22 protein-coding genes are annotated in these 20,405 nt (G+C 65.1%); 7 read left to right on the top strand and 15 right to left on the bottom strand.

The genetic code is table 11. The annotated features are described in order from the left end of the window. Positions 1–19 precede the first annotated feature (19 nt). Positions 20–541, top strand: a complete 522-nt coding sequence (locus ACSVDO_RS05125; protein WP_489595212.1) for a hypothetical protein — start codon at positions 20–22, stop codon at positions 539–541. Positions 542–598: 57 nt separating this feature from the next. Here the strand turns inward: ACSVDO_RS05125 and ACSVDO_RS05120 are convergent, their stop codons facing one another. The 7 genes from ACSVDO_RS05120 to ACSVDO_RS05090 all read right to left on the bottom strand — a co-directional run bounded on the left by ACSVDO_RS05120 (position 599) and on the right by ACSVDO_RS05090 (position 7,990). Next, entirely contained in the window at positions 599–1,789 is a 1,191-nt protein-coding gene (locus ACSVDO_RS05120) for a methyltransferase (protein ID WP_489595210.1), read from the bottom strand. Between the two features lie 8 nt (positions 1,790–1,797). Then, positions 1,798–2,319, bottom strand: a complete 522-nt coding sequence (locus ACSVDO_RS05115) for a GNAT family N-acetyltransferase (protein WP_159914499.1) — start codon at positions 2,317–2,319, stop codon at positions 1,798–1,800. A 274-nt stretch (positions 2,320–2,593) separates the two neighbouring features. Continuing rightward, the gene (locus ACSVDO_RS05110; RefSeq protein ID WP_489595209.1) at positions 2,594–4,033 is read right to left on the bottom strand and encodes a coniferyl aldehyde dehydrogenase; all 1,440 of its coding nucleotides are present in this window, start codon (positions 4,031–4,033) and stop codon (positions 2,594–2,596) included. A gap of 130 nt (positions 4,034–4,163) precedes the next feature. Continuing rightward, positions 4,164–4,517 (bottom strand): hypothetical protein, encoded by a 354-nt coding sequence (locus ACSVDO_RS05105; protein WP_489595207.1) that lies wholly within the window; start codon positions 4,515–4,517, stop codon positions 4,164–4,166. 31 nt (positions 4,518–4,548) lie between these two features. Then, on the bottom strand, positions 4,549–7,158 hold the full coding sequence (gene clpB, locus ACSVDO_RS05100; RefSeq protein ID WP_489595205.1) for an ATP-dependent chaperone ClpB: 2,610 nt from the start codon (positions 7,156–7,158) through the stop codon (positions 4,549–4,551). Positions 7,159–7,271: 113 nt separating this feature from the next. Then, positions 7,272–7,763, bottom strand: a complete 492-nt coding sequence (locus ACSVDO_RS05095; RefSeq protein ID WP_489595204.1) for a molybdenum cofactor biosynthesis protein MoaE — start codon at positions 7,761–7,763, stop codon at positions 7,272–7,274. Then, the gene (locus tag ACSVDO_RS05090; RefSeq protein ID WP_332537303.1) at positions 7,760–7,990 is read right to left on the bottom strand and encodes a hypothetical protein; all 231 of its coding nucleotides are present in this window, start codon (positions 7,988–7,990) and stop codon (positions 7,760–7,762) included. The genes ACSVDO_RS05095 and ACSVDO_RS05090 overlap by 4 nt, the downstream gene beginning before the upstream one ends. Positions 7,991–8,060: 70 nt before the next feature. On the opposite strand from ACSVDO_RS05090, the gene ACSVDO_RS05085 reads away from it, so the two are divergent. Together ACSVDO_RS05085 and ACSVDO_RS05080 are read left to right on the top strand one after the other, a co-directional pair. Beyond that, complete coding sequence (locus tag ACSVDO_RS05085) at positions 8,061–8,315, top strand: hypothetical protein (protein ID WP_332537302.1); 255 nt, start codon at positions 8,061–8,063, stop codon at positions 8,313–8,315. A 3-nt stretch (positions 8,316–8,318) separates the two neighbouring features. Beyond that, entirely contained in the window at positions 8,319–8,657 is a 339-nt protein-coding gene (locus ACSVDO_RS05080) for a hypothetical protein (RefSeq protein WP_332537301.1), read from the top strand. 11 nt (positions 8,658–8,668) lie between these two features. Here the strand turns inward: ACSVDO_RS05080 and ACSVDO_RS05075 are convergent, their stop codons facing one another. The 7 genes from ACSVDO_RS05075 to ACSVDO_RS05045 are packed head-to-tail and all read right to left on the bottom strand — an operon-like array spanning position 8,669 to position 15,121. Next, positions 8,669–8,986, bottom strand: coding sequence for a recombinase family protein (locus tag ACSVDO_RS05075; protein WP_489595201.1), 318 nt, complete (start codon positions 8,984–8,986; stop codon positions 8,669–8,671). Positions 8,987–8,988: 2 nt separating this feature from the next. After that, entirely contained in the window at positions 8,989–9,249 is a 261-nt protein-coding gene (gene moaD / locus ACSVDO_RS05070; RefSeq protein WP_332548550.1) for a molybdopterin converting factor subunit 1, read from the bottom strand. Further along, complete coding sequence (locus ACSVDO_RS05065) at positions 9,246–10,475, bottom strand: molybdopterin molybdotransferase MoeA (RefSeq protein ID WP_489595198.1); 1,230 nt, start codon at positions 10,473–10,475, stop codon at positions 9,246–9,248. The genes moaD and ACSVDO_RS05065 overlap by 4 nt, the downstream gene beginning before the upstream one ends. A gap of 1 nt (position 10,476) precedes the next feature. Then, positions 10,477–11,028 carry a molybdopterin-guanine dinucleotide biosynthesis protein B gene (gene mobB / locus ACSVDO_RS05060; RefSeq protein WP_332548553.1) on the bottom strand — a complete coding sequence of 184 codons (552 nt, stop codon included), beginning with the start codon at positions 11,026–11,028 and terminating at the stop codon, positions 10,477–10,479. Between the two features lie 38 nt (positions 11,029–11,066). Beyond that, on the bottom strand, positions 11,067–12,491 hold the full coding sequence (gene thrC / locus ACSVDO_RS05055) for a threonine synthase (RefSeq protein ID WP_489595196.1): 1,425 nt from the start codon (positions 12,489–12,491) through the stop codon (positions 11,067–11,069). Between the two features lie 10 nt (positions 12,492–12,501). Then, positions 12,502–13,836: a homoserine dehydrogenase gene (locus ACSVDO_RS05050; protein WP_489595194.1), complete on the bottom strand. Its 1,335-nt coding sequence runs from the start codon at positions 13,834–13,836 to the stop codon at positions 12,502–12,504. 55 nt (positions 13,837–13,891) lie between these two features. Continuing rightward, positions 13,892–15,121, bottom strand: a complete 1,230-nt coding sequence (locus ACSVDO_RS05045; protein ID WP_332537289.1) for a pyridoxal phosphate-dependent aminotransferase — start codon at positions 15,119–15,121, stop codon at positions 13,892–13,894. 151 nt (positions 15,122–15,272) lie between these two features. On the opposite strand from ACSVDO_RS05045, the gene ACSVDO_RS05040 reads away from it, so the two are divergent. The 4 genes from ACSVDO_RS05040 to ACSVDO_RS05025 all read left to right on the top strand — a co-directional run bounded on the left by ACSVDO_RS05040 (position 15,273) and on the right by ACSVDO_RS05025 (position 18,731). Then, positions 15,273–15,641, top strand: coding sequence for an Mth938-like domain-containing protein (locus tag ACSVDO_RS05040; protein ID WP_332537287.1), 369 nt, complete (start codon positions 15,273–15,275; stop codon positions 15,639–15,641). Positions 15,642–15,859: 218 nt separating this feature from the next. After that, positions 15,860–16,348, top strand: a complete 489-nt coding sequence (locus tag ACSVDO_RS05035; RefSeq protein ID WP_332537286.1) for a peroxiredoxin — start codon at positions 15,860–15,862, stop codon at positions 16,346–16,348. Positions 16,349–16,514: 166 nt separating this feature from the next. Further along, a complete protein-coding gene (locus ACSVDO_RS05030; protein WP_332537284.1) occupies positions 16,515–18,329 on the top strand; it encodes a PhoH family protein in 1,815 nt (604 codons plus the stop codon). A gap of 3 nt (positions 18,330–18,332) precedes the next feature. Next, positions 18,333–18,731, top strand: coding sequence for a hypothetical protein (locus ACSVDO_RS05025; protein WP_489595191.1), 399 nt, complete (start codon positions 18,333–18,335; stop codon positions 18,729–18,731). A 93-nt stretch (positions 18,732–18,824) separates the two neighbouring features. Here ACSVDO_RS05025 and dnaB read toward each other — a convergent pair whose 3' ends face one another. Next, complete coding sequence (gene dnaB / locus ACSVDO_RS05020; RefSeq protein WP_332537281.1) at positions 18,825–20,240, bottom strand: replicative DNA helicase; 1,416 nt, start codon at positions 20,238–20,240, stop codon at positions 18,825–18,827. Between the last annotated feature and the right edge of the window lie 165 nt (positions 20,241–20,405).

The raw sequence follows: 20,405 nt of genomic DNA, 5'->3' as shown, positions 1-20,405 counted from the left end.
TCGGATCGATGGTCTGCCCATGCTGCTGTACAAGACGACCAAAGCCCATCAGGAACTCGCACCCGGCGCGCGCAGCCTGAACCTGCGCCAGCGCTCGCTGCTGCTGCTCGCCGAAGGCACGCCGTACATGCAGCTGGCGCAGATGTACCACGGCCAGGGCCAGGCCCTGGTGGGCCAGTTGCTGGAATCGGGCTATCTGGAATGCCGCAACACGTATGCGGTCCCGCCCGGCCCTGCGCCCGCAACCGTGGCCCCAACTCCGGCCCCGCCCGCGCCGGCTGCCATGACGCTGGCCGGCACGCGCATGTATCTGTTCGACATGGTCGAGCGGCTGTTTGCCAATCGCCAGCAACTGCTTGCCGACCGGCTGCGCCAGGCCTTGCGCGAGGCTCGCGATGCGCAGGCGCTGCGCAGCGTCTGCGACAGCATGCTCAACGCCGTCGCCCAGCATGCGGGTGCCGAGCGCGCCACGCAGCTGAGCCAGCAGCTGGTGCATCTGGTGCCCGACTGGAGCCTGGAATCCCATGACCATGCGCCATGAAAAAAGCCGGGGCTCCCATGGGAGTCCCGGCTTCGCGGATTTCACGCAGGCGCTGGATCAGCGCACCGCAAGCCGCCACAGCGAAGTGACTTCGGCCGCGCGCGCGGCGTGCAGCGCGTCGGTGGTGTCAGCGACCTTGCCGTGCTGGGCCTTGGCGTCGAGACGGCCGACGACCTTGAGGCCCGCAGCATCGATCCAGCCCATCAGTTCTTCGCGGCTGCGCAATGCCAGGTGCTCGGCCAGATCCGAAAGGATCAGCCAGGCTTCGCCGTCGAGCGTCAGATGCTCGGCGACACCGCCGAGAAAACCGCGCAGCATCTTGCTGTCCTGATCGTAGATCGCATGTTCAAGCGCCGAGCTGGGCTTGGCCGGCACCCAGGGCGGGTTGCAGACCACCAGCGGCGCACGGCCCGCGGGGAACAGGTCGGTCTGCAGCAGCTCGACCTTGTTGAGGCAGCCCAGTGTCTGCAGGTTCTGGCGTGCGCAGTCGATGGCGCGCGCCGACATGTCGGTGGCGACGATGCGCTTGACGCCGCGGCGCGACAGCACGGCCGTGAGCACACCCGTGCCGACACCGATGTCATAGGCCAGCGTCTGTGCGCCCGGCGGCAGCGGCGCTTCGGCGACCAGGCCCACATACTCGGCGCGCACCGGCGAGAACACCGCGTAGTGCGGGTAGATGCGGTTGTTCGGCGCAATGCCCAGGGCTTCGACTTCGACGCCCTTCTTGCGCCACTCGTGCGCACCGACCAGGCCCAGCAGCTCACGCAGCGGCGTGACTATGGTCTGGTCGAGCTTGCCGGGCTGGCCCCAGCCTTCGGTGATCGGCAGGCGCAGATCGGGCGCGCGGCGCAGGCTGATCACATAGTCGGGCTGCAGCTCGATCAGAATGCTCGACAGCACGCGCGCGCGCTGGGCCTGGGCCTGGCGGTGCAGGTGAAACGCATGCGGGAAGGTCTCTTCGGGCAGGATTTCCTGCTTCTGCGCGGCCTGGCGCTTCTGATGGCGCGCCTTGGCCGACGACTTGCGCGGATCGCGCTCCTGGCGGCGCATCAACGCCTGCAGCAGCAGACGCGCGTTCTGGAAGTCGCCGCGCCAAAGCAGCGAGGTCCCTTCGCAGGCCAGACGATGGGCCGCATCGGCAGACAGGGTGTCGTCGGCAATGACCACCTTGCGGGGTGCCGCGAGACCGCTTTCGGAGCGCCAGACAGCGCTGCGCTCCTTGTTTTTTTCATGCCAATGCAGCATCGGGGCTTTCAGTTCAATGGGCGCTTGAGGCGCACTTCTTCAATTTTGATGCCGCCAATGACAGCAGTCTTGGCGGTCGACATTTCGCGCTTGAAACCGGCCATCTCATGGAAGCGCAGAGCGCGTTCATTGCGCAGCGGCACCCAGGCGGTGACATTGGTGCAGCCTTCTTCGGCCAGGCCGTCGCGGGCTGCGTCCCAGAGGGTCACACCCACGCCCTGGCCCCAATGCGAGGGAGCCGCGTAAATGGCCCAGATCTCGCCGGTGGTAGGACGGGACTTCTCATCGCGCGAGCGATCGAAGCCGACAAAGCCCACGATCTTGTCGCCATCGATGGCGACCTGGACCTGGGGCTCACAATATTCAATGGCTTCACGCCAGTACGCCTGGCGCTTTTCAACCGACGACATGGATTTCAACTGATCGTCAGGAACCAGCCCTCGGTATGCCTCCGTAGCGGAAGCGGTATGGATCTGTGCAATGGCCTTGGCATCGCGAAGCGTGGCGGGACGAACCTGGAAACTGGACATGGAAATACCGAAACGAAAACAGGTGAAAATGGGAAAAGCGGCAATTGTCGCCGCAAACGTTTTTTTGCCGGCTTGCGCGAATGTGTAGCCATTCACGCGAGTACGGCTGTCTTGATCGCCTTGCCCTGCAAAAGCCGATGTGATAACGCCTGCAAAACAGGCAAACACCGGCGTCGGCCTGGCCAACCCGGACAGGCTTCAACGTTCGATGGATGGTGACAAAAATGCCTTGCTCGGGCCTGAAATCCTGCGGCTGACGCAGGCTGTACAGGCGCTATAACCAGCGCCGGAGCAGCCCCATCACCCGGTCAAGCCTAGGCCCGTAGGGAGGATAGAACAACGCTCCCATGGACCAGCGCGACTGCAGCAACACCGACTTCTGGTGGCTGAACCGCAGAAAGCCTTGCTCTCCGTGGTACGCCCCCCAGCCGCTGTCGCCAACCCCGCCAAACGGCAGGTTGTCGTGCGCTATATGCATCAGGGTGTCGTTGACCGTCACCCCGCCGCTGACAGTTTGCCGGAGTATACCGTCCCGCACATTTTCATCGCTGCCGAACCAGTATAGAGCCAAGGGCCGGGGCCCGGCATTGAGCGCCGTCACCACGTCGTCGAGGCGCTCGTAAGTGATCACCGGCAGGATGGGACCGAAGATTTCTTCCTGCATCAACTGCATTTCCGAGGTCGCGCCAAACACCAGCGCGGGCGGCATCTGCCGCTCGGCCGCATCGCTCCACAGGCTCGCCGCGGCCTCGCCGGGCTGGGAATGGGCCGGGCCCATCACGTCGATGCGCGCGCCCAGGGTCTGCGCCTGGCGCAGCATCTGGCGCAGCCGCGCGAGATGGCGCTTGGTCAGGATGGAAGCGTAATCGGGATTGCCGACGATGGTCGGATACAGCCGCGCCACGGCCGCTCGGTAGGCCTGGGCAAACGCCTGTTCGCGCCCGCGCGGCAGCAGCACATAGTCGGGGGCGATGCAGGTCTGGCCCGCGTTGAGCAGCTTGCCGTGCGCGATCTTCAGCGCGGCATCTTCGAGGTCGCAATCCTGCGCGATCAGGCAGGGCGACTTGCCGCCCAGCTCCAGCGTGGTGGGCGTCAGGTGCACGGCCGCGGCCTGGGCCACGCGCCGGCCCACGGCCGTGGAGCCGGTGAACACCAGATGATCGAACGGCAGGCCCGAGAACTGGGTCGCGATGCTCGCATCACCCTGCACCACGCAGAACTCGTCCGGCGAAAAGAACTGCTCGACCAGCGCCGCGAGCTGGGCCGACGTGTGGGGCGTGAGCTCGCTGGGCTTGAGCATCACGCGGTTGCCCGCGGCCAGCGCCGTGATCGCGGGCGCGAGCGCGAGCTGCACGGGATAGTTCCAGGGCGAGATCACACCGACCACGCCCAGCGGCTGGCGCTCGATGCGCGCGCGCGCCGGCAGCAGATACAAAGGCGTGCGCACGCGCTGCGGCCGCATCCAGCGCGAGAGCTTGCGCAGGCATTGATTGAGCAGATTGCGCAGCACGAAGAAATCGGCCACCTCGGTCAGCCGTGGCGAACGCATGCCGAAATCGGCCTGCACCGCGGCAGCGAGTACCGCCCCATTTTCGTCGAGCATCTTGCGAATGCGCAGCAGGCGCTCGCGCCGCACCAGCAAAGGTACTTCGACCTGGGCACGACTGGCCTGATGCTGGGCCTCGAACAAACGATGGAGATCGGCAGGATTCATTCAGACTCATCAAATGGTAAACACCCGCCGGGCGACTGCGCCCCCGCGGGACCCTTGCGCCAGGCACCCCCGTGGGGCGACGCCGGCTCAGGGGCTGTGGAAAGCGACCCGCACGAACCTTGCGGGCTACTCAATGTTCACGGATCTCACGCGGCTGCACGTCAACGATTTCCTCGTTGCCGCGCAGGATTCCACCGCGATGGCGCAGACTGTCCGCCGCACTTTCCGGCGCGGGCGCCGCGGCGCCCGCGCCGGTCCATACGGTGCGCGAACGGTAGACGGTGCTCCAGGCCGCACCCGGATTGACACCCATGACCCATGGCGTGACCGGCCGACCGGTGAGCTTGGCCCAGAGCGCACGCGCGCCCCATACCAGCGCCAGCAAGCTGGCCGCAGCCAACAGGCTGAGGAAGAACACAGTCGCGGCGATGAGCAGGAAAATGCGCACCGACCAGCGGACCACCAGAGTCATGAAGTCATTCAAAGTGAGGGCCCTTTCTCGCCGACCAGGAGGTTTACTCCGGTTCAGCCAATGTAAATTGGAACACGCCCGGCTCGAGCACCGGATCGACCTGCACCGCGATCACGCTCTTGGGCGGGAAACGCCCTTCGAGCAGCAAGCGCGACAGCGGGTTCTCGATGCGCTGCTGTATTGCCCTCTTGAGCGGGCGCGCACCGAACACCGGATCGAAACCGACCTTGGCCAGCTCGTCCACGGCCTGGGGCGAGACCTCGAGGGTGAGGTCCATTTTCGCCAGACGCTTCTCGAGCAGTTGCAGCTGTATCCGTGCAATCGACGCGATATTTTTCGCATCCAGCGCATGGAAGACCACAGTTTCGTCGATGCGGTTAAGGAATTCGGGTCGGAAATGGTTTTTTAGTTCCCCCCACACCGCATCCTTGATGTCGCTTGCATCCTCGCCGACCATGGCCTGTATCAGCGAAGATCCGATATTGCTGGTCATCACGATCACCGTGTTCTTGAAATCCACGGTGCGTCCCTGGCCGTCCGTGAGGCGGCCATCGTCGAGCACCTGCAGCAGCACGTTGAACACGTCGGGATGGGCCTTCTCGACCTCATCGAGCAGCAGCACGCTGTAAGGCTTGCGGCGCACGGCTTCCGTCAGGTAGCCGCCTTCCTCGTAGCCCACATAGCCTGGCGGCGCGCCTATCAGCCGCGCGACCGAGTGCTTCTCCATGAATTCGCTCATGTCGACGCGGATCAGATGGTCCTCGCTGTCGAACAGGAAGCCCGCGAGCGCCTTGCACAGCTCGGTCTTGCCCACGCCCGTGGGGCCCAGGAACAGGAACGAACCGGTGGGACGGTTGGGATCGGACAGGCCCGAACGCGAGCGCCGGATCGCATTTGCAACCGCGGCAATGGCCTCGTCCTGGCCGACCACGCGCTCGTGCAGCTTGTCTTCCATCTTCAGCAGCTTGTCTTTCTCGCCCTGCATCATCTTGGCCACGGGAATGCCCGTGGCGCGGCTCACGACTTCGGCGATTTCCTCGGCGCCCACCTGGGTGCGCAGCAGCCGGTGCGCGGGCGCGCCGCCGGCGCCCACGCCGTCTTCATGCTCCTGGGCTTCCTTGAGTTGCTGCTCGAGCGCCGGCAGCTTGCCGTATTGCAGCTCGGCGACCTTGTTGAAGTCGCCCTTGCGCTTGAATTCCTCGATCTGGATGCGTATCTGGTCGACGTCCTTGCGGATCTGCTCCGATCCCTGGGCGCTGGCCTTCTCGCTTTTCCAGATGTCTTCCAGATCGGCGTATTCGCGCTCCAGGTTGGCCAGCTCCTCCTCGATCAGCGACAGGCGCTTTTGCGAGGCCTCGTCCTTTTCCTTCTTCATCGCCTCGCGCTCGATCTTGAGCTGGATCATGCGCCGGTCGAGCCGGTCAAGCACTTCGGGCTTGGAATCGATCTCGATCTTGATCTTGGCCGCGGCCTCGTCGATCAGGTCGATGGCCTTGTCGGGCAGGAAGCGGTCGGTGATGTAGCGATGGCTCAGCTCGGCCGCGGCGACAATCGCCGGGTCGGTGATATCCACGCCATGGTGGGCTTCATACTTGACCTGCAGTCCGCGCAGGATGGCGATCGTGTCCTCGACGCTGGGCTCGTTGACCAGCACTTTCTGGAAGCGCCGCTCGAGCGCCGCGTCCTTCTCGATGTACTTGCGGTATTCATCGAGCGTGGTCGCGCCAATGCAGTGCAGCTCGCCGCGCGCCAGCGCGGGCTTGAGCATGTTGCCCGCATCCATGGCGCCATCGGCCTTGCCGGCGCCGACCATGGTGTGGATTTCATCGATGAACAGGATGACCCGGCCTTCTTCCTGGCCCAGCTCCTTGAGCACGGCCTTGAGGCGTTCCTCGAAATCACCGCGGTACTTCGCGCCCGCGAGCAGGCCTGCCATGTCGAGCGACAGCACGCGCTTGTTCTTGAGGCTTTCAGGCACTTCGCCGGCCAGGATGCGCTGGGCCAGGCCTTCGACGATGGCGGTCTTGCCCACGCCGGGCTCGCCGATCAGCACGGGGTTGTTCTTGGTGCGGCGCTGCAGCACCTGGATGGCGCGGCGGATTTCCTCGTCGCGGCCTATCACCGGATCGAGCTTGCCGCTGCGCGCGCGCTCGGTCAGGTCGAACGTGTATTTCTTCAGGGCTTCGCGCTGGCCTTCGGCTTCGGCGTTGTCCACGCTGTTGCCGCCGCGCACGGCTTCAATTGCCGACTCGAGGCTCTTGCGCGACAGACCGTGCTGCTTGAGCAGTTGGCCGGCACGCGTCGGGCTGTCGCTGAGCGCGAGCAGGAACAGTTCGCTGGCGATGAACTGGTCACCGCGCTTGAGCGCTTCCTTTTCGGTCGCCTGCAGTAGCCGGCCCAGGTCGGAGCCGACCTGCACCTGGTCCTGGACCTGCACCTTGGGCAGGTCGTCGACGGCTTTTTGCATCGCGGCCTGCAGCGCGCTCACATTGGCGCCGGCACGCTGCAGCAGCGAGCGCGGGCCGTCGTCCTGCTGCAGCAAGGCCAGCAGCAGGTGCAGGGGATCAATGTTGGAATGGTCGTGGCCCAGCGCAAGCGTCTGGGCTTCAGACAGGGCTTCTTGGAATTTTGTCGTCAGTTTATCTATACGCATGGGTGAAATACCTCCGAATTGCTCCACAGGTGGGGCGCAATCCCACTATTTCAACCCAGAAAAGACGCGTACGGTTGACAGACAAGGGCCCGAACACCCTGCCGCGCCAGCACTCAAACCGCGTCGCGGTTCCAGCGCGCGAGCGCGGCATCGTCGGCGCTGCGCGCGTCGACCCAGCGCGCGCCCTGGGGCGTCTGCTCCTTTTTCCAGAACGGCGCCTGGGTCTTGAGATAGTCCATGATGAACTCGCAGGCCTGGAACGACGCGCCGCGGTGGGCCGCGCTCACGGCCACGAGCACGATCTGGTCCAGCGGCTGCAGCAGACCCACGCGGTGGATCACACGCGCGCCGAAAATGCCGAAGCGCGCGATCGCCTGGTCGACGATGGCCGCGATCGACGCCTCGGTCATGCCCGGATAGTGTTCGAGCTCCATCGACGCGACGGCGTCGCCGTCGTTGCGGTCGCGCACGCAGCCTACAAAGCAGCAGACCGCGCCCACGCGCGCATCCTGCGCACGCAGCGCCGCCAGCTCGGCGCTGGCGTCGAAATCCTGCGGCTGCACGGCGATATGCACCGCAGGCACGTCAACCGCCATATCCTTCATGGCGCACGGTGCAGCCGCGGGGCCGACAATAGCGCCAGTTCCTCTTCCACCACGGTGGCCAGTTGGCGGTTCTCCTTGGTGTTCGGCAAGCCGACCACCAGGGCCTGCAGACGCTGGAGATCGCCCACGGTGGGCGCCACCTTGATCTGTGCGGAAGCTGCGCCAGCATTGCCGGCGCGTATCAGGCCAAACACTTTGTTGGCCCATTCATTCTTGTTGTGCGCCATGGCGCCCTCTCATAGTCAAAACGGCAATGCCATTTTCGTTAGCATTGACCCGCACTGTAACCTTCAGACCATGGCCTCTCTCGCAATCACCACCAGCCACTACAAGCTTTTCCCGTCGCCGCGCAATGAACACCGCGTGGTCTTCGAGTTCGAAGTCTTCGTGCCCTACCCCTACGAACTGATCGATCTGCCGAGCTACGGCTTCAAGGGCAAGTACAGTTTGTTTGCCGCCTGCCGGCTCAAGGACATGAAGATGGGGCAGCTCGCGACCTTCGAGCAGGTCGATGACGCCATCCACTTCGAAAAAAACTTCACGCCCGATTGAGCCATGTCCGAAGGCAACCAACTGACCGTCGCGCCCAGCTTTGCGGCGCTCTACGCCGACCGCAGCGGCCGGGTGCGCACTGCGCTGGCCGAAGTGCTGGCGCGCTATGAATTCTGCGAAGACCTGGCCAGCCATCTGGTGGAACAGGCGCAGATCCTCTATCACCGCGAAGCGCCGTCCGAAGCCGGCGTGCTGCTGGGCATGCATGCCGCGCTGCGCGCCGACGAAAGCCTGCTGAGCGCCGCCGAAGCCGGCTGGGTGGTGCAACGGCTGGCAGAGCTGCTGGAATGGAAATGCCCGGCGCTGAGCGCGCCGGAAGGCGGCGCGGCGGCGCAGGCCTGAACGGCCTGCCCTCAGGTCTGGGATGCCAGCCTGTTCAACATCCGCTGCACCTGCCCATGCGTCCATTCGCCGCCGCGCGCGGCAGCAATGCCGCGGCGGTTGAGTTCGGCCGCCATTTCGCGGTGCGTCAGGCCGCGCGCCTGGAACTCGGCAAACACCGGCTGCTGCAGGCGCGCGAATTCATCGGCCGAGGCCGTGCGTTTTTCCAGCGTGGCCTGCAGATTGCGCGTGCCGGCGCTGCCCAGCACCACGCCGCGCGCCTTGGCCTCGGCCAGCGCGGCGCGCGTACGCTCGCTGACGGACAGCGGCGCGGAAGTTTCCTTGGCCATTCTCAGCCTCCGGTCACGGGGGGAAAGAACGCGACTTCATCGCCCGCAGCCAAGGGTGCGGACTCGTCGCTCAGCACCTGGTTGTGCGCCATGCGCACCGCCTTGTCGCGCGCCAGCACCTGGGCGCTGGCGCCGCCGCGCGCAATCAGTTCATCGCGCAGCGCGCCCAGCGTCGCGGCGCTCGTGGAGCAGCTTTCGCTGCTGCCCAGCGCCTCGCGTATCGAGGCGAAGTAGCGCACGGTGACCGTGATCGGGGTTGTCATGCCATCAGCTCCGCAAAGGACAGGAAGCGCACCGTATCGCCGCGCGCAATTGCATTCTCGGGCGGGTTGTCGACCACGCCGTCGCCCCAGGCCGCCGACGTCAGCAGGTTGGAGGTCTGGTTGCGGAACAGCTCCAGGCCGCCGGCTTCGTTGTAGCGCACACGCAGGAACTCGCGCCGGCGGTCGCCGCGCGGCCAGTCGAAATCGGCGCGCGCCGCAATGCTGCGCGGCGCGACATCGGCCACGCCCTGCAGGCGCAGCACAAAGGGCCGCACCAGCAGCAGGAAAGTCACGAAGCTCGACACCGGATTGCCCGGCAAGCCCATGAAATGCGTGGCGTTCTGCGGGCCCAGGCGGCCATAGGCAAACGGCTTGCCGGGCTTGATCGCAATCTTCCACAGCCCCAGCTCGCCGAGTTGCTCGACCGCAGGCTTGATATGGTCTTCCTCGCCCACCGACACGCCGCCGCTGGTCAGAATCAGGTCATGCGCGCTGGCCGCGTCGCGCAGCGCGTTGACGGTTGCTTCGCGCTGGTCGGGAACAATGCCCAGGTCGGTGACTTCGCAGCCCAGGCGCTGCAGCATCGCGCGCAGAAAGAAGCGATTGCTGTTGTAGATCGCGCCCGGCGGCATGGCTTCGGGGCGCACGCTGCCGGGCATCACCAGTTCGTCGCCCGTGGAAAACAGCGCCACGCGCGGGCGGCGCGCGACCTCCAGCTGCGCCAGCCCGATGCTGGCCGCCAGGCCCAGCTCGGCCGGCGTGAGCCGCGTGCCCGCTTCCAGCACGACGGCGCCGCGCACGATGTCGTCGCCCGCGCGCCGCACCCATTGGCCGGCGCGGGGCTGGGCGTTGACGCGCACGCTGCCGTCGGCCTGTACTTCGCAGTCTTCCTGCATCACCACCGCATCCGCGCCTGCGGGCAGCGGCGCGCCGGTGAAGATGCGCGCCGCGGACGCGGGTGCGAGCGCCTGGCCCATCTGGCCCGCGGCAATGCGCTGCGACACCGGCAGCAGCGTGCCGGCAGCCGCCACATCGGCGCTGCGCAGCGCATAGCCGTCCATCGCGCTGTTGTCGTGCGGCGGCACCTGCAGCGGCGACACCGCCTGCGCCAGCAGCACGCGGCCGTCGGCATCGAAGGTGCTGACCTGCTCGCTGCCATCCAGCGTGCGCGCCTGTGCCAGCACGGCGGCCAGCGCGGAATCAAGGGAAGTCAGGGAATCGCGCATATCAGCTTTCATTCAGGGAACGGTATTCGAAGCGCGCGCCTGCGGCAATCAGCCAGTCGGCCACCGCTTCGGGCCGGTTCAGATCCAGCAGGGTCAGCCGCGCTGGCAGCGTGACCGGCAGCTGTGCGGGATCGTCGGTCGCCAGCGCGAGCACGCCGGCGTCCTCGGTGCAGCGCAGCGGCCGCTCGGGTTCGCCCGCGGCCGGCGCGCGCCAGACCTCGATCTTGGGCAGGTCGCCATGCTTGAAGCCTTCGACCAGCACCCAGTCGACTCCGGCATCGAGCTCGGCAAGCATGGCGTGGATATCGAGCGCGGCGGGCGCTTCGAACTCGCGCATCAGCGCCAGGCGCTGGTCCGAGACCACGAGCACCTCGAACGCCCCGGCCTGGCGATGGCGCCAGCTGTCCTTGCCCGGCTGGTCGATGTCGAAGCGGTGGTGGGCATGCTTGACCACCGACACGCGCAGTGCGCGCGCGCGCAGGCGCGCTATGACCTGCTCCACCAGCGTGGTCTTGCCCGCGCCGGAATAACCGGCAAAGCCGACCACTTTCATGGCCGGCCCTTCTTGCGCATCGCCATCAGGAGAGGCGTTCAGTCGCAATGCGCGACGATATAGGCCTTGACCTGCTCGACGTCGGCCGGCATGCGCTGCACGCGCTTGGGCAGGTCTTCGATGCCGACGAACTTCGCCGGACGGTCGGGCAGGCGGCCCAGCGCTTCCTGGATGGTCTCGGCAAACTTGATCGGCAAAGCGGTCTCGAGCACGATCATCGGCACCGTGGAGTGCTGGTCGCGCGCCACCTTGACGCCGTCGGCGGTGTGGGTGTCGATCACCATGCCGAAGCGCTCGGCGACATCGCGGATCGTCGCCAGGCGGTCGGCATGCGTGCTCTTGCCGCTGACGAAGCCGTAGCGGCCGGCCGCTTCGGCGAACAGCGGATCGGCGCTCAGATCGAAGAAGCCGTCGCGTGCCACGCCTTCATTGAACAGCTGGCGCGTGCGCTCGCCGTCGCGGCCCAGCAGGTCGAACACGAAGCGCTCGAAATTGCTGGCCTTGCTGATGTCCATCGACGGGCTCGATGTCTCGTACGTATTGGCGCTGCCGCGCACGCGGTAGATGCCCGTGCGGAAGAACTCGTCGAGCACGTCGTTCTCGTTGGTCGCGACCACGAGCTTCTCGATGGGCAGGCCCATCTGGCGCGCCACATGGCCCGCGCAGACATTGCCGAAGTTGCCGCTGGGCACGCAGAAGCTGACCTTCTGGTCGTTGCTCTCGGTGGCCTGCAGGTAGCCCGCGAAGTAGTACACCACCTGGGCCAGCAGCCGCGCCCAGTTGATCGAGTTGACCGTGCCGATCTTGTAGCGCGCCTTGAACGCGTGGTCGTTGGAGACCGCCTTGACGATGTCCTGGCAGTCGTCGAACACGCCGTCGATGGCGATGTTGTGGATGTTCTCGTCCTGCAGGCTGAACATCTGCGCCTGCTGGAACGGGCTCATGCGGCCGTGCGGGCTGGTCATGAAGACGCGCACACCCTTCTTGCCGCGCATCGCGTACTCGGCCGCGCTGCCGGTGTCGCCGCTGGTCGCGCCCAGGATGTTGAGCGTTTCGCCGCGGCGCGCGAGTTCGTATTCGAACAGGTTGCCCAGCAGCTGCATCGCCATGTCCTTGAAGGCCAGCGTCGGGCCGTTGGACAGGGCTTCGAGCCACAGGCCGTCCTCGACATGGCGCAGCGGAACGATCTCGCCGGTGCCGAAGACTTCGGCCGTATAGGTCTTGGCGCACAGCGCGCGCAGGTCGTCGGCCGGAATGTCGTCGATGTACAGCGACAGGATGCGGAAGGCGAGCTCGGCATAGCCTTGCTCGTGGTAGACGCGGCGCAGCTCGCTCAGCTGGGCGTCGTCGATCTGCGGATAGCTCTCGGGCAGATAGAGGCCGCCGTCGGGCGCCAGGCCTTCAAGCAGGATGTCGCAAAAACGCTTGCGTTCGGAATGACCACGGGTGGAAAGGTACAGCATGGCGGGGCTTTCAGTTCAGCTCTTCCTTGCGGATGCGGTTGATAGGAGCCAGCACGGTGGGCAGCGCCTGGATCTGCACCAGGGCGGCGTCCATGTCGCCTTCGCGCGTATCGTGCGTGAGAATGATCAGGTCGGTCTGGGTCGAGCCCTCGCCGCCGATTTCGTCGGCTTCGCGCTGCAGCACGGCATCGATGCTGATGCCGGCGCCGGCCAGGATGCCCGTGACCTTGGCCAGCACGCCGGCTTCGTCGGACACGCGCAGGCGCAGGTAGTAGCTGGTCACGACTTCGCTCATCGGCAGCACGGGCAGGCTGCTCATCGCGCCTTCGAGCGTGTTCGACTGGAAGGCCAGCGGCGGCACGCGGTGCGCGGCGTCGGCATCGGCCAGGCGCGCGATGTCGACCAGGTCGGCGATCACGGCGCTGGCCGTGGGCTCGGAGCCCGCGCCCTTGCCGTAGTACAGCGTGGTGCCGACGGCGTCGCCATGCACCACGACGGCGTTCATCGCGCCTTCGACGTTCGCGATCAGGCGCTTGGACGGCACCAGCGAGGGGTGGACGCGCAGTTCGATGCCCTTGTCGGTGCGCTTGGTGATGCCCAGCAGCTTGATGCGGTAGCCGAGTTGTTCGGCGTAGCGGATGTCGGCCGCGGCCAGGCCCGTGATGCCTTCGATGTAGGCCTTCTCGAACTGCACGGGAATGCCGAACGCGATCGCGCTCATCAGCGTGACCTTGTGGGCGGCGTCCACGCCTTCGATGTCGAAGGTCGGGTCGGCTTCGGCGTAACCCAGGCGCTGGGCTTCCTTGAGCACCACGTCGAAGTCCAGGCCCTTGTCGCGCATTTCGGACAGGATGAAGTTGGTCGTGCCGTTGATGATGCCGGCCAGCCACTGGATGGAGTTGGCGGTCAGGCCTTCGCGCAGCGCCTTGATGATGGGAATGCCACCCGCGACCGCGGCTTCATAGGCCACCATCACGCCCTTGTCGGCCGCGGCCTGGAAGATTTCCGTGCCGTGCACCGCCAGCAGCGCCTTGTTGGCCGTGACCACATGCTTGCCCGCGGCAATCGCTTCGAGCACCAGCTGCTTGGCGATGCCGTAGCCGCCGATCAGCTCGACCACGACGTCGATGTCGGGATTGGCAATGACTTCGCGCGCGTCGCCGACCACGCGGATAGCGTCACCGACCACGCTCTTGGCGCGCTCTGTGTCCAAGTCGGCCACCATGGTAATTTCAATCCCGCGACCTGCGCGGCGGCGAATCTCGCCCTGATTGCGCTGCAACACGTTGAAAGTGCCGCTACCCACGGTGCCAATGCCCAGAAGGCCTACTTGGATCGGTTTCATATACAAATTGCCAGTCAAAAAACGCTGCGGTGCGCAGCAGGGGGAAAGCAGTGAATCAGTTCGTGCCGAAACGCAGGCGCGCTTTTTCGAGGAACACGGCCACGCGGCGGATCGCTTCGCGCAGGTCGGCCTCGTGCGGCAGGAAAACAATGCGGAAGTGATCGGGCTCGGGCCAGTTGAAGCCCGTACCCTGCACCAGCATGACCTTGGTCTCCTGCAGCATTTCGAGGAAGAACTGCTGGTCGTCCTTGATCGGATAGATCACGGGATCGAGCTTGGGGAACATGTACAAGGCGGCCTGGGGCTTGACGCAGCTGACGCCCGGAATCGCGGTGATCAGTTCATGCGCGAGGTCGCGCTGCACGCGCAGCCGCCCGCCCGCACACACCAGGTCGTCGATGCTCTGGTGGCCGCCCAGCGCCGTCTGCACCGCCCACTGGCCGGGAACGTTGGCACACAGCCGCATGTTCGACAGCATGTTCAGGCCTTCGATGTAGTCGCGTGCGGGCTTCTTGTCGCCCGACACCACGAGCCAGCCCGCGCGGTAGCCGCACGAACGGTAGGCCTTGGACAGCGAATTGAACGTCAGCGTCAGCACATCGGTCGACAGGCTGGCCAGCGGCACATGCTTGGCGCCGTCGTAGAGCACCTTGTCGTAGACCTCGTCGGCAAAGATCACCAGGCCGTGCTCGCGCGCGATCTCGACGATGCCCTTGAGCAGTTCGGTCGAGTACAGCGCGCCCGTGGGATTGTTCGGGTTGATGACCACGATGCCCTTGGTGCGCGGCGTGACCTTGGCGCGGATGTCGTCGAGGTCGGGCATCCAGCCGTTGGCTTCGTCGCAGATGTAGTGCACGGGCGTTCCGCCCGACAGGCTCGCCGCCGCCGTCCACAGCGGATAGTCGGGCGCGGGCAGCAGCAGTTCGTCGCCGTTGTCGAGCAGCGCGTTGGTGGCCATCACGATCAGCTCGGACGCGCCGTTGCCCAGGTAGATGTCGTCGAGCGTCACGCCCTTGATGCCCTGGTGCTGGGTCTCGTGCATCACCGCCTTGCGCGCCGCGAAAATGCCCTTGCTGTCCGAATAGCCCGCGGAATTGGGCAGATTGCGGATCATGTCCTGCTGGATTTCCTCGGGCGCATCGAAGCCGAACACCGCCAGATTGCCGATGTTGAGCTTGATGATCTTGTGGCCGTCTTCCTCCATCTGCTTGGCCGCGTCCATGATGGGCCCGCGGATGTCATAGCAGACGTTGGCAAGTTTGGCGGATTTGAGGACGGTCTTCATGCTGGTAGGGAGTAGTTACTGCAGAACACGCCAAAGGGCAAAGACCCCCTGGTGAAACCTATAATTTGACCACAGTTCCGCACTGCACCATCGTGCCCATGGGCATGCACTTTTCACGCCGGCTGCCCGAGCAGCCACAACCGAGCGCAGCATGAAATTCCAACCCGACCGCTCCGAAGCACAGACCATACGCGGCTATGGCCCCGGCTGGATCGCCATCGAGCAGGAGAAATTCAGCCACAGCCTGATCATCAGCGCGCAGGGACTGCGCCAGGACTGGAACTGCCAGCGTTTCGAGGATCTGACGCCCGCGCACTTCGCCGCGCTCGCCGAAATTCCCGCGGAGCTGGTGCTGTTTGGCAGCGGCACACGCAACCGCTTCGTGTCGCCCGCCTGGCTGCAGCCGCTGATGGCCAAGGGAATCGGCCTCGAGACCATGGACACGCAGGCCGCCTGCCGCACCTACAACATCCTCGCCGGAGAAGGCAGAAACGTGGTCGCGGCATTGCTGCTGGAGTAATTCCAGCGAAAAGAAATGCGCCCGACGTGGTCAAAACCACAGGGCAGTATTTGCGCTGCAGGCGCGGCAAGCCCGCACAACGACGCCTCAAGGGTTGTGTTTAGACGCTGTAAATCAATTCAGGGTAAAATACACGGCTGCGGTTGGGGGTTGCACCAAAGCAATAACAGACCTTTGCCCTCAACTATTCAACGACTACACCCGAGAGATAGAAGCGCATGGCGATCGTTGTCAACAAACCACTCCCTGAATTCGAAGCCAATGCAACCGGCGGGCTCAAGGTGTCCAACACCTCCCACAACGGCCAGATTGTGATTCTCTACTTCTATCCTAAAGACAATACGCCCGGTTGTACCACCGAAGCGATGCAGTTTCGGGATAAATACAAGGATTTTGTCAAAGCCGGTGCCGCTGTCTTCGGTGTGTCGCGCGACAACATGAAATCCCATGATGATTTCAAGGAAAAGCTCGAGCTGCCCTTCGAACTCATCGCCGACACCGAAGAAAAGATGTGCCACATGTTCGGCGTGGTCAAGAACAAGATCATGTACGGCAAGAAGGTCAAGGGCATCGAGCGCAGCACCTTCCTGATCGATGCCGACGGCATCCTGCACCAGGAATGGCGCGGCCTCAAGGTGCCCGGCCATGTCGAGGAAGTGCTCAAGGCCGTCAAGTCCTTGAAGTCGCTGAAGAAGGAAGCGGCCTGATTTTCCGCCGCTGCCCCTGAATGCCTCTGTCTGTCACAGAGGTATGCATAATGGAACGATGCTCCTGAGCTTCGTTTCATCCTGTGTTTCCAATCCCAAGCCGCCCCGGTCTCCGTGGCGGCTTTGTGCTTTTTGTTCCGCTGTTTTTTGATTGGGCCTGCCGAATATGCCACTGCCTCCTGCACCCAGCCGCCGCGCGGCCACTCTCCCTGCCGAAGCTTTCAGCGTAGTCGCACAGCGCAAGGACACGCGCCCGAACATTGCTGACGACGACTTCGACGACCTCCCCGAGGTGGTTGCCGCGGTTGCCCCCGCCGCCCCGGCACGCCGGCGCAGCGCCAGCGTGGATGCCGACGCCCCCATGATCCAGGTGGAAACCACAGTGCGCACGCCTGCGGCTCCGGTGGCCGCTTCCGCACCCGCTGCGGTGGCGCCCCCTGCAGCGCGCGCGCGCCGTGCCAAGCGCGACAGCGCGCCAGCCCCGGCCATCGAGGCCAAGGCCAAGGCTCCGGTGGCCGCGGCGCCGACCGCGCCAGCCCCGGCACCCGTGGTCGCCACCAAGGTCAGCAAGCGCAAGTCGCGCTCGGACAACACCACGCTGTTCGTGCTCGACACCAATGTGCTGCTGCACGACCCGACCAGCCTGTTCCGCTTCGAGGAACATGACATCTTCCTGCCGATGGTGGTGCTCGAGGAGCTCGATGCACACAAGAAGGGCATGACCGAAGTCGCACGCAACGGCCGCCAGGTCAGCCGCAGCCTTGACGCGCTGGTCGCCGCCCAGGGCGAGACCAGCCTCGACAAGGGCCTGAGCCTGTCCGCCTCGGGCCACCGCAGCGCCACCGGCCAGCTGTTCTTCCAGACCGAAGCGCTGGAATGCACGCTACCCACCAGCCTGCCCCAGGGCAAGGCCGACAACCAGATCCTGGGCGTGGTCGAAGCGCTGCGCCAGCAGCGCAAAGGCCGCGACGTGGTGCTGGTGTCCAAGGACATCAACATGCGCGTCAAGGCGCGCGCGCTGGGCCTGGCCGCAGAGGACTACCAGAACGACAAGGTGCTCGAGGACGGCGACCTGCTGTACTCCGGCCTGATGCCGCTGCCCCAGGATTTCTGGACCAAGGCCGGCAAGGGCATGGAAAGCTGGAACGAAGGCCCCTACACCTGCTATCGGGTCACGGGCGCCATCGTCGGCCAGTTCATGATCAACCAGTTCGTCTACTACGAAGCGCCGGGCGAGCCCAGCCTGTTCCTGCGCGTGACCGAGATCCGCGACCGCACAGCGGTGCTCAAGACCTTGCGCGACTATGGCCATGCGAAGAACGCGGTCTGGGGCGTGACCACGCGCAACCGCGAGCAGAACTTCGCGATGAACCTGCTGATGGACCCGGAAATCGACCTCGTGACGCTGACCGGCACGGCCGGCACCGGCAAGACGCTGATGGCGCTGGCCGCGGGCCTGACCCAGGTGCTCGACGAACGCCGCTACACCGAGATCATCATGACGCGCGCCACGGTGAGCGTGGGCGAGGACATAGGCTTCCTGCCGGGCACCGAAGAGGAAAAGATGGGCCCCTGGATGGGAGCGCTCGACGACAACCTCGAGTTCCTGGCCAAGGGCGACGGCGGCAATGCCGGCGAATGGGGCCGCGCCGCGACCAACGAGCTGATCCGCAGCCGCATCAAGATCAAGAGCATGAACTTCATGCGCGGGCGCACCTTCCTCAACAAGTATCTGATCCTCGACGAGGCGCAGAACCTCACGCCCAAGCAGATGAAGACGCTGATCACACGCGCCGGCCCGGGCACGAAGATCATCTGCATGGGCAACCTGGCGCAGATCGACACCCCGTACCTCACCGAAGGCTCTTCGGGCCTGACCTACTCGGTGGACCGTTTCAAGGGCTGGCCGCACAGCGGCCACATCACGCTGGCGCGCGGCGAGCGCTCGCGTCTGGCCGACTTCGCCAGCGAGGTGCTCTAAGCCATGGCGATCAGCTGGATCACCGCACTGAAGCTCGTTCCCTGGGGCGATGTCATCGAAGCCACGCCCCAGGTGGTCAAGGCCGCCAAGGGCCTGCTGCGCAAGAAGGACGCCGCGGCCGAAGAAGCCGCCGCGCCTGCGGCGTCCAGCAGGCTCTCGACGCCCCACTCCTCGGGCGAGCAGGCGCTGCAGCTGATCCAGTCGCTCGAAGGCCGCATACGCCAGCTCGAACAGGGCCAGCAGCAGTCGGCCGAGCTGATCCAGCAACTCGCGGAGCAGAACGCCCAGGTGATACGCACCGTCGACCTGCTGCGCACCGGCGCCCAGCGCCTGGCCTGGGCCTGCGTGGCGCTGGGGGTGACCGTGGTCGGGCTGGCGATCGCGGTGTGGCGCATGGGTTGAGCAGCGCGCCCGCCCCAAAAACAGAAAACGGCCTCAGGGCCGTTTTTTTATTGCGCAGTCCATGAACTGGCGCGCGCCAACTCGGGAAGCACGTCAGAAATCATCCGCGCCCATTGCCAGATTTTCAAAGCGCGTCTGGTTCTTCTGGAAGAACAGCTTCACGGTACCCGTGGGTCCGTTACGCTGTTTGCCGATGATGACTTCGGCGATATTGGGCTCCTTGGAGTCCTTGTTGTAGTAGTCGTCGCGGTAGATGAACATGATGATGTCGGCATCCTGCTCGATGGCGCCCGATTCACGCAGATCGGACATCATCGGGCGCTTGTCGGTGCGCTGCTCGACCGAGCGGTTGAGCTGAGACAGCGCGATCACCGGGCATTGCAGCTCCTTGGCCAGCATCTTCAGACCGCGCGAAATTTCGCCCAGTTCGGTCGCGCGGTTGTCGGAGCTCGCCGCCGAACCCGAGCCGCTCATCAGCTGCAGGTAATCGACCACGATCAGGCCCAGCTTGCCGCATTGGCGCGCCAGACGGCGCGAGTTGGCGCGCAGCTCGCCCGGCGTCAGACCCGGACTTTCATCGATGTGCAGCGACACCGTGCGCAGGCGCTCGATGGCTTCGGTCAGCCGCGGCCACTCGTCGTCATTGAGCTTGCCAGTGCGCAGATTGCCCTGATTCACGCGGCCGATCGAGCCCACGATACGCACCGCGAGCTGGGCCGCGCCCATTTCCATGGAGAAGATCGCAACGGGCAGGCCTTCGTTGAGCGCCACATGCTCGGCGATGTTGACCGCCAGCGCGGTCTTGCCCATCGAAGGACGCGCGGCCAGCACCACCAGGTCGCCGGCCTGCATGCCCGAAGTCATGCGGTCCAGGTCGGCAAAGCCCGTGGGCACGCCGGTCACGTCCATGGGGTTGTCGGCCATTTCCTGGACGCGGTCCAGCAGGTCGACGACCAGCGTATCCAGCGACTGGAAGCCCTGCTTGTTACGCGCGCCCTCTTCGCCGATCGCGAAGATCTTGGACTCGGCTTCGTCGAGCACGCGCTCCACGGTCTTGCCCTGGGGATTGAACGCGTTGGTCGCGATATCGTCGCTGGCCGTGATCAGCTTGCGCAGGATGGAGCGGTCGCGCACGATTTCCGCATAGCGGCGGATGTTGGTCGCGCTGGGCACGTACTGGGCCAGCTGGTTCAGATACATCAGGCCGCCGATTTCCTCGGCCTTGCCCATGGTCTGCAGGTTCTCGTAGACCGTGATCACGTCGGCGGGCTTGCTCGCATTGATCAGCTTGCCTATGGCCTCATAGATCAGCTTGTGCTCGTGGCGATAGAAATCGCCGTCCGACAGCAGGTCGCCCACGCGGTCCCAGGCATTGTTGTCCAGCAGCAGGCCGCCCAGCACGCTCGATTCGGACTCCATGGAATGCGGCGGCACGCGCAGTTGCGCGACCTGGCGATCCGGCGGAGAAAAAGCATCATCGAGCTCGAGGGGAGGCATAACAGAGGACATGAATTTCCTTGGGGGCAAGCCCTCCATCCTAGCCGCAGCGGGCGCCGGCGTCATCCTTGACGCGCGTTGCACGCACGTCAGACGCGGCTATGGCTTGCAGCCGCAACCAAAGGGGAGGGACAAAAACACGAAAGCCGCCCTAAGGCGGCTTTCGTTCAGGGCCGA

The sequence above is a fragment of the Comamonas sp. DB36 genome (assembly GCF_057914905.1).
The sequence above is the reverse complement of the archived record's forward strand: the minus strand, read 5'-3'. Positions and strand labels throughout refer to the sequence as shown.

What these genes read in the sequence shown, in the direction of transcription:
- ACSVDO_RS05090 (WP_332537303.1), bottom strand. Translation starts at nt 7,990, where the DNA reads ATGGCGCACAACAAGAATGAATGGGCCAACAAAGTGTTTGGCCTGATA.
- clpB (WP_489595205.1), bottom strand. Translation starts at nt 7,158, where the DNA reads ATGCGTATAGATAAACTGACGACAAAATTCCAAGAAGCCCTGTCTGAA.
- ACSVDO_RS05095 (WP_489595204.1), bottom strand. Translation starts at nt 7,763, where the DNA reads ATGAAGGATATGGCGGTTGACGTGCCTGCGGTGCATATCGCCGTGCAG.
- dnaB (WP_332537281.1), bottom strand. Translation starts at nt 20,240, where the DNA reads ATGTCCTCTGTTATGCCTCCCCTCGAGCTCGATGATGCTTTTTCTCCG.
- ACSVDO_RS05045 (WP_332537289.1), bottom strand. Translation starts at nt 15,121, where the DNA reads ATGAAGACCGTCCTCAAATCCGCCAAACTTGCCAACGTCTGCTATGAC.
- ACSVDO_RS05120 (WP_489595210.1), bottom strand. Translation starts at nt 1,789, where the DNA reads ATGCTGCATTGGCATGAAAAAAACAAGGAGCGCAGCGCTGTCTGGCGC.
- ACSVDO_RS05125 (WP_489595212.1), top strand. Translation starts at nt 20, where the DNA reads ATGCTGCTGTACAAGACGACCAAAGCCCATCAGGAACTCGCACCCGGC.
- ACSVDO_RS05030 (WP_332537284.1), top strand. Translation starts at nt 16,515, where the DNA reads ATGCCACTGCCTCCTGCACCCAGCCGCCGCGCGGCCACTCTCCCTGCC.
- moaD (WP_332548550.1), bottom strand. Translation starts at nt 9,249, where the DNA reads ATGACAACCCCGATCACGGTCACCGTGCGCTACTTCGCCTCGATACGC.
- mobB (WP_332548553.1), bottom strand. Translation starts at nt 11,028, where the DNA reads ATGAAAGTGGTCGGCTTTGCCGGTTATTCCGGCGCGGGCAAGACCACG.
- ACSVDO_RS05080 (WP_332537301.1), top strand. Translation starts at nt 8,319, where the DNA reads ATGTCCGAAGGCAACCAACTGACCGTCGCGCCCAGCTTTGCGGCGCTC.
- ACSVDO_RS05035 (WP_332537286.1), top strand. Translation starts at nt 15,860, where the DNA reads ATGGCGATCGTTGTCAACAAACCACTCCCTGAATTCGAAGCCAATGCA.
- ACSVDO_RS05050 (WP_489595194.1), bottom strand. Translation starts at nt 13,836, where the DNA reads ATGAAACCGATCCAAGTAGGCCTTCTGGGCATTGGCACCGTGGGTAGC.
- ACSVDO_RS05085 (WP_332537302.1), top strand. Translation starts at nt 8,061, where the DNA reads ATGGCCTCTCTCGCAATCACCACCAGCCACTACAAGCTTTTCCCGTCG.
- ACSVDO_RS05115 (WP_159914499.1), bottom strand. Translation starts at nt 2,319, where the DNA reads ATGTCCAGTTTCCAGGTTCGTCCCGCCACGCTTCGCGATGCCAAGGCC.
- ACSVDO_RS05110 (WP_489595209.1), bottom strand. Translation starts at nt 4,033, where the DNA reads ATGAATCCTGCCGATCTCCATCGTTTGTTCGAGGCCCAGCATCAGGCC.
- ACSVDO_RS05025 (WP_489595191.1), top strand. Translation starts at nt 18,333, where the DNA reads ATGGCGATCAGCTGGATCACCGCACTGAAGCTCGTTCCCTGGGGCGAT.
- ACSVDO_RS05065 (WP_489595198.1), bottom strand. Translation starts at nt 10,475, where the DNA reads ATGCGCGATTCCCTGACTTCCCTTGATTCCGCGCTGGCCGCCGTGCTG.
- ACSVDO_RS05040 (WP_332537287.1), top strand. Translation starts at nt 15,273, where the DNA reads ATGAAATTCCAACCCGACCGCTCCGAAGCACAGACCATACGCGGCTAT.
- thrC (WP_489595196.1), bottom strand. Translation starts at nt 12,491, where the DNA reads ATGCTGTACCTTTCCACCCGTGGTCATTCCGAACGCAAGCGTTTTTGC.
- ACSVDO_RS05075 (WP_489595201.1), bottom strand. Translation starts at nt 8,986, where the DNA reads ATGGCCAAGGAAACTTCCGCGCCGCTGTCCGTCAGCGAGCGTACGCGC.